The 240-nt window shown below is 58.3% G+C and carries 1 protein-coding gene; it reads right to left on the bottom strand.

Annotated elements, in window-relative coordinates; translation table 11 throughout:
- Positions 1-11: 11 nt before the first annotated feature.
- A partial coding sequence (locus HEN21_RS22805; RefSeq protein WP_183082978.1) for a phage tail protein occupies positions 12-240 on the bottom strand: 229 nt, incomplete at its 5' end.

The following is a 240-nucleotide window of genomic DNA, read 5'->3' as shown; positions in this document are numbered from 1 at the left end:
GATATCCTGCATCAGTTCACCACCTGTTCAAACTCTGCGCTGAACTCAACACGCAACATACTGACCCGCGACGACCATTTTGCGCAGGTCACCTTTATCTGCCGGTAGCCATAAGGCGGCGTCCACAGAAAGGCCTTCCAGCCCCCGTGCTCAGCCAGAAACGACTCCAGCGCCGCGGCCTCCCAACGGGGAACAGAAAGCGTCACGCTGTACGTTTTCAGGTCGGCATTCAGCCCGGCA

It is taken from the genome of Escherichia sp. 93.1518, from assembly GCF_013368915.2.
Lineage (GTDB): Bacteria > Pseudomonadota > Gammaproteobacteria > Enterobacterales > Enterobacteriaceae > Escherichia > Escherichia ruysiae.
Note: the sequence above shows the minus strand (reverse complement) of the source record. Positions and strands in the feature narration are given on the sequence as shown.